Origin of the sequence: Pseudomonas sp. CM25 (assembly GCF_013179705.1) — a bacterium.
Lineage (GTDB): Bacteria > Pseudomonadota > Gammaproteobacteria > Pseudomonadales > Pseudomonadaceae > Aquipseudomonas.
In genome coordinates this window covers 1-5,876 of sequence record NZ_JABMCW010000325.1, presented here as the reverse complement: position 1 = coordinate 5,876, position 5,876 = coordinate 1, and the positions used below count along the sequence as shown (strand labels likewise).

The 5,876-nt window shown below is 63.6% G+C and carries 7 protein-coding genes; 1 reads left to right on the top strand and 6 read right to left on the bottom strand.

Annotated elements, in window-relative coordinates; all coding sequences use genetic code 11:
* Both HP546_RS24460 and HP546_RS24455 read right to left on the bottom strand, forming a co-directional pair.
* On the bottom strand, positions 1–188 hold a 188-nt coding region (locus HP546_RS24460), incomplete at its 3' end, for a hypothetical protein (protein ID WP_172230633.1).
* Positions 189–330: 142 nt separating this feature from the next.
* The gene (locus HP546_RS24455) at positions 331–1,209 is read right to left on the bottom strand and encodes a LysR family transcriptional regulator (protein WP_172230630.1); all 879 of its coding nucleotides are present in this window, start codon (positions 1,207–1,209) and stop codon (positions 331–333) included.
* A gap of 98 nt (positions 1,210–1,307) precedes the next feature.
* Here HP546_RS24455 and HP546_RS24450 point away from each other — a divergent pair, with 98 nt between their 5' ends.
* The gene (locus tag HP546_RS24450) at positions 1,308–1,736 is read left to right on the top strand and encodes a PACE efflux transporter (RefSeq protein WP_172230627.1); all 429 of its coding nucleotides are present in this window, start codon (positions 1,308–1,310) and stop codon (positions 1,734–1,736) included.
* Positions 1,737–1,757: 21 nt separating this feature from the next.
* Here HP546_RS24450 and HP546_RS24445 read toward each other — a convergent pair whose 3' ends face one another.
* The 4 genes from HP546_RS24445 to HP546_RS24430 form a co-directional block, all read right to left on the bottom strand.
* Positions 1,758–2,816 carry a hypothetical protein gene (locus HP546_RS24445; RefSeq protein WP_172230624.1) on the bottom strand — a complete coding sequence of 353 codons (1,059 nt, stop codon included), beginning with the start codon at positions 2,814–2,816 and terminating at the stop codon, positions 1,758–1,760.
* Between the two features lie 237 nt (positions 2,817–3,053).
* Positions 3,054–3,722 carry a GntR family transcriptional regulator gene (locus tag HP546_RS24440; protein ID WP_172230619.1) on the bottom strand — a complete coding sequence of 223 codons (669 nt, stop codon included), beginning with the start codon at positions 3,720–3,722 and terminating at the stop codon, positions 3,054–3,056.
* Positions 3,723–3,738: 16 nt separating this feature from the next.
* Entirely contained in the window at positions 3,739–4,443 is a 705-nt protein-coding gene (locus tag HP546_RS24435; RefSeq protein WP_172230616.1) for an FCD domain-containing protein, read from the bottom strand.
* 44 nt (positions 4,444–4,487) lie between these two features.
* On the bottom strand, positions 4,488–5,798 hold the full coding sequence (locus tag HP546_RS24430; protein WP_172230613.1) for a C4-dicarboxylate transporter DctA: 1,311 nt from the start codon (positions 5,796–5,798) through the stop codon (positions 4,488–4,490).
* Positions 5,799–5,876: the final 78 nt, after the last annotated feature.

The following is a 5,876-nucleotide window of genomic DNA, read 5'->3' as shown; positions in this document are numbered from 1 at the left end:
ATGCGCCCGCTCATCCAGTTCTGCACGCTGCTGGCGGTCAGGGCACCGGATTGCTCCACCGAGGCTTCGATGTTCTGGCGGATGGTGTTGCGTTGCAGGTAGTCGTTGTAGAGCGTGAACAGGGCAAATGCCAGGACCACGACGCCGCAGGCGCTGAGCAGGATCTTGTGGCGAAATTTCAGGTTCATGTTTCGAGACCTTGAGCCAATGAGGGGAGGGCGCAGCGCGCTCATGACGCATTGCGGGGCCTATCGACCGGGATATCGGCTCAAGGGGTAAAATATTGAAGCGCCTACAGAAATTTCTTACAGGCGTTTCGACAGACGGTAATCATGGCTTGCCCAGTTGTTCGATCAACAGGCGTGCGGCCTGCTGCAGCGGCTGTTGTTTGCGCCAGAAGATGTGCACGGGTAACTGGAGTTCATTGCGTGTATTGCGAAAATCCAGACGTACCAGGCGCCCGCTGGCGATCAGCGGCGCTACCCGCGACAACGGCAGGTCGCCCCAGCCCAGGCCGGTTTCGACCATCTGCAGGGCCAGGTCGAAGCTGTCGGTAGACCAGTGCGTGGCGCCGATCAACGGGCGCGGGTCAGTCAGTGGCAGGTCACGGCTGCGTACCAGGATCTGCCGCACCCGGGTCAGGTCCTCCAAGTACTGGATGCGCCCCTCGCGCAGGGCGGGGTGGGCCGGCGACAGAGTTGCCACCAGCGACTCCATGCCGATGTGCTGAAAGCCGCGCCGGGCATCGACCTGCAGGCCGGCAAAGGCTACACAAAGGTCTACGCGGCCGCTGTCCAGCAACTGCAAGGCTTCCTCTTGCGGGGCGCTGAGCAGGGCGATGTCCAGCAACGGGTGACGCTCACCGAGGCGGGCAATGGCTGCCAGCAGCGGGCGGTGGTCGATGTCTGGCACCACGGCCAGCGTCAGACTGCTTTCCAGCCCCTGCGACAATTCCAGGGCATGTGCCTGCAGCAGCCCCAGCTGTTCGGCAATCAGTCGGGCGTGTGGCTCCAGGGCCAGCGCTTGTGCTGTAGCCCGAACTTCACGCGAGCCACGCTCGAACAGGCTGTAACCCAGTTCGGCCTCAAGGTTGCCAATGGCCATGCTCACGGCGGACGGCACCCGCTGCAGGGCTCGTGCGGCGGCAGAAAACGAACCGCGGTCAAGCACGGCGAGAAACAGCTGGATGTTGTCGCTGGAAAAATTCATGTCAGGCTCCTGTCAGTAGATCTGACAGCTGCTGACTTTTGCTGTCAAGCAGCGTGAAGCATTATCGCACCGCTTTTGTCATTCAGAGGAAACTCCCGATGCAGGGAATGAAACGCAAACTGGTCTACGTGACTTTCTATGAACTGATCGGGCTGTGCATGTCGACCCTCGGGCTGGCCTACCTGGCGGATACCCAGGCCTCCCATACCGGGCCGCTGGCGGTGATGATCACTACCATCGCCATGCTCTGGAACCTGATCTACAACACCCTCTTCGAGTACTGGGAGAGCCGCCAGGCCAAGCGTGGGCGCAGCGTGGCGCGGAGGGTGGCGCATGCCATCGGCTTTCAGCTGACCCTGGTGGTGTATCTGATCCCGCTGATCGCCTGGTGGCTCGGAATGACGCTGGTCGAGGCGTTGCTGGTGGACATGGCGTTCATTGTGCTGATCCCTTGCTACACCTTTGCCTACAACTGGGCGTTCGACCGGATGTTCGGGTTGCCAAATTCGGCCCTGGCCTCGGCCTGATCGGGCCGGCACAGGCAACCGCTAAGGCAGGCGGATGATCAAGGGTTCCTGCCGCTGCTTCACCGGCTGCTCCACACGTTGCTCAAGCGGCCGTGGTGCACTGGCCAGCAAACTGTCCTCAACCTGCCCCGACAGGTAATACACGCCCGCCATGGCCCCGCTCTGGCGGTTTTCCATCAGCTCTTGCCATTCCTGGTTCAACGCCACATTGAGGATCACCCGCAGCTGCTCGACCATCTGCGGCTGCTCGCGATCATGGGTCATCATCCCGTAGCCCGCCGCCGCAATCGAGATCATAGCACCCGCCACCTTGCCCACCGCTGACGCCACGGCACTGGCGATGCCCCGCGGGGCCAGGGTAGCCCCAAGCTTTTCACTGGCCTGGGTGGCCACCGAACTCAAACCCACATCGGTGTTACCCGGGCCTTTGCTGGCCTGCTGATGCAAATGCTGGCGCATGGCTTGCCAGGCCGGCTGCTGGTCCAGCGACTGGGCCCGCAGCAGCTGATACAGGCTGGCATTGCGTGCGTCCGGCGGCCCCAGGTTGATGGCGGGGATGCGGTTGAGGCGCTGGCTGAACTGCTCGGGCGGCGCGTTGTAGCGGCTGATGATGGCCGGTAGCTGTTGGCCGAGCAGTTGCAGATAGAGCTCGCAGGCACGGTCGCGAATACCCTCCGGGTTGATCTGCTCGGCCACCGGCTCGATCACCCGCTCGTGGTACTGCTCCTGCAGGTACAGCGCCAGGCGCTTTTCTGCAGGCTCCCGGCCCTTGCCACTGTCAAGCTTGTACCAGGCTACTTTCAAGGTCAGCCACTGCTGGGTCCAGTAGCCGGTGAACCAAGGGATGAAGTCGCTTTCGGTGCGTTGCTGCACCTGCTCCTTCCACACCCGCATCGAGCGCCGGGCATAGTCGTTGGCCGAGCCCGCAGCGCCGGCCGAGGCATCGATCAGATCCTGGTCGATGCGTTGCCAGGCGTCGGGGGTGAGCACCGCCGGCGGTGGTGGGGCAGGCGGGCGCTTGCCCGCGCAGGCGACAAGCGCCAGCAGCAGGCACAACAGCAGAGGGATACGAGAACTCACGCAACCGCCTCCCTGGTAGAGGCTGGGGTGGTTCTCGGAGTATAGGGTGGGGTTGCAGTCGCCGCTGCGCAGCCCATCGCCTGCCCGACGCGTTCCCTCTGTAGGAGCGGCCTTGTGTCGCGATGGGCCGCAAAGCGGCCCCAGGCTCTCAGCTGCGCAGCAGATATTGCCGGGGCCGCGTTGCGGCCCATCGCGACACAAGGCCGCTCCTACACAAGTAGCTGGATTGTGAATGGGTCATCCCAGGTCGAGCTTTTCTTCCAGGCGGTCCAGGTGCCTGTGCATCAGCCCCAATGCCGCTTCGGCGTCGCCTTGCTCCACAGCATCAATGATCGCCGCATGCTCTTCCCACGCGCAGTGGTCACAGCACGGTGACTCATAGCGCGCGATGATCAGCGAGGTCATCGGCACCAAACCGTTCAGAAACCGCGCCAGTGGCGCATTGGCGGCCACCTGCGCCAGTTTCAGGTGAAACTCCCCGCCCAGGCGGATCGCCGCGCAACGCTCGCCGCTCTCATGATGCTGGCGCTCACGCTCCACCAGTTGCCGTAGCTGGCGCACCTGCGCCGGCCGGGCGCGTTGGGTTGCCAGGGTGATCAGCGTGGTTTCGGCCAGGCGCCGGGCGCTGAGCACCTGGCGCGCCTGGTCCGGGTCGGGTGCGGCCAAGTGTGCGGTGTGGCTGGGGCGCTGCACCACCACCTGCTGGTCGGACAGGCGCCCCAGCACGCGACGGATCACGGTGCGGCTGACACCAAAGGCATGGCCCAGCGCCTGTTCGGGCAGCAGGCTGCCAGGCGGCAGGCGTTGTTCGAGAATGGCATCGAACAGCCGCGGGTAGATCTGCTCGGCCGACAGGCGGGTTTCGCCTGCCGCAAGCAGGGCAGGCAAGTGGGGGGCGGCGTTCATGGTCGCTCTCCTGGGGTCATGGATGCGGGTGTTCGTCCGGGATGTTCAGCGCTATGCCCATGCGCAGCCCTTCGGCCAGGATGTGCTGGCGCATCTGGGCACTGGCCTGGGCGCTGTTGCGTTCACGTATGGCACGTACCACGGCTTCGTTTTCTTTCAGCCGGGCCGCCAGGTGTTCGGGCGAGTTGCGCAGCATGTCGGCGCTTTGCTTGAGGGCATTGCCGGTCTGCTGCACCACGCTCTGGAAGATCGGGTTGGTGGTCAGGGCGAACAGCGCCTGATGGAAGGCGATGTAGGCCGAGACCCCGGCTTCGCTGTCATCGGCCTCCAGCGCTTCGCGCATGTCCATCAGGGTCAGGCGCAACTGGCCGATATCCTGGCTATTGGCTGATTGCGCCACCAGCCCGACGATGAACGGTTCAAGGGTGTAGCGCAGCTCCAGCACATCGGCCAGGCTGGCTGCGGCGCTGGTTTCCAGGCCCGGCTCCTGGGCGGCGGCGTCGGCATCCAGCACCAGCACGCCTTTGCCCGGCAACGAGCGCACCAGGCCCTGGGTTTCCAGCACGGTCACCGCTTCGCGCAGGCTTGGGCGGCTGATACCCAGTTGCTCGGCCAGGTCGCGCTGGCCCGGCAGCATGTCGCCGCTGCGCCATTGGCCACGGGCCAGGGCCTGGCGGAGCTTTTCCACCACTGAGTTGACGACGGTCGATGAGCTGATCACGGTTCGCTCCTGGAAGGGCCGGCATCAGTGCCGGCCACGTTCACTCAGAATTCCTGTTGATGGACATTGGGCTGTTTGCGCGGCGTGGGGGCGAAGCCGAGCTTGCCGTCGAGCACGTTCTGCGCACGTTCAAGGTCGATGTCCTTCTCCCAGCGGGCGATGGCCACGGTGGCGACGCAGTTGCCGATCAGGTTGGTCAGCGCACGGCCAATGCCCATGAACCAGTCCACCGCCAGCACCAGCACCAGGCCGACCACCGGAATCGCCGGTACCGCGGTCAAGGTGGCGGCAAGAATCACCAAGGCCGAGCCTGGGATGCCGTGAGCACCCTTGGAAGTCACCAACGACACCAGCAGGATGGTCAGCAGGTCGGTCATTTCCAGCGGCGTGCCAGTGGCGTTGGCAATGAACACGATGGCCAGGGTCAGGTAGATGGAGAAGCCGTCAAGGTTGAACGAGTAGCCGGTAGGGATAACCAGGCCGACGGTGGAGCTGCCGATGCCCAGGTGCTCTAGTTTGCGCATGATTTGTGGCAGCACGGCGTCGGAGGACGCGGTGCCAAGGACGATGGTCAGCTCTTCACGCAGGTACTTGATCAGTGGCAACAGCTTCAGGCCCGACAGGCGCATCACCGTGCCCAGCACGACCAGGACGAAACCGGCGCAGGTCAGGTAGAACAGTGCCACCAGGCCACCCAGGTGCTGCAGCGACTCCAGGCCGTACTTGCTGGTGGTAAAGGCGATGGCGCCGAATACGCCAATCGGCGCCAGGCGCACGATCATGCCCATGATCCGGAAGATCACATGGCTCAGTTCGTTGATCAACCGCGAAATCCCGGCGGCCGAGTCCCCGACCAGGTTCAGCGCACTGCCGAACAGCACCGAGAACAGCAGCACCTGCAGAATGTTGTTGTCAGCAAAGGCACCGATCACCGAGGTGGGGATCAGGTCCATGAAGAACGCCGTGGCACCGTGGATGTGCTGGCCACGCTCGGCCAGGCTGCTGGCATCGGCGCTGGACAGCTGCTCCAGGTGGATGTTGGCACCACTGCCAATGCCACTGCTGAAGGCGAAGATCAAGCCGATCACCAGGGCGATGGTGGTCAGCACTTCGAAGTAGATCACCGATTTCAAGCCGATGCGCCCGACCTTTTTCAGGTCACCCGCGCCGGAAATACCGCTGACCACCACGCAGAACACGATCAGGCCGATCAACATCTTGATCAGCTTGATGAAGCCGTCGCCGAGGGGTTTGAGTTGCAAGGAAAGGTCGGGGAAGCTGAGGCCGCAGGCAATGCCGAGGGCAAGGCCGAGCACGACTTGCAGGAATATCGAACGCGAGCACCATTTGAGCATGGAAGTGATCTCTGATCGGTGTCCTTGCTTCGGTAGCCGCACGGGGCGAAAGAGCGCAGGACTTAATTATTGTGGTCT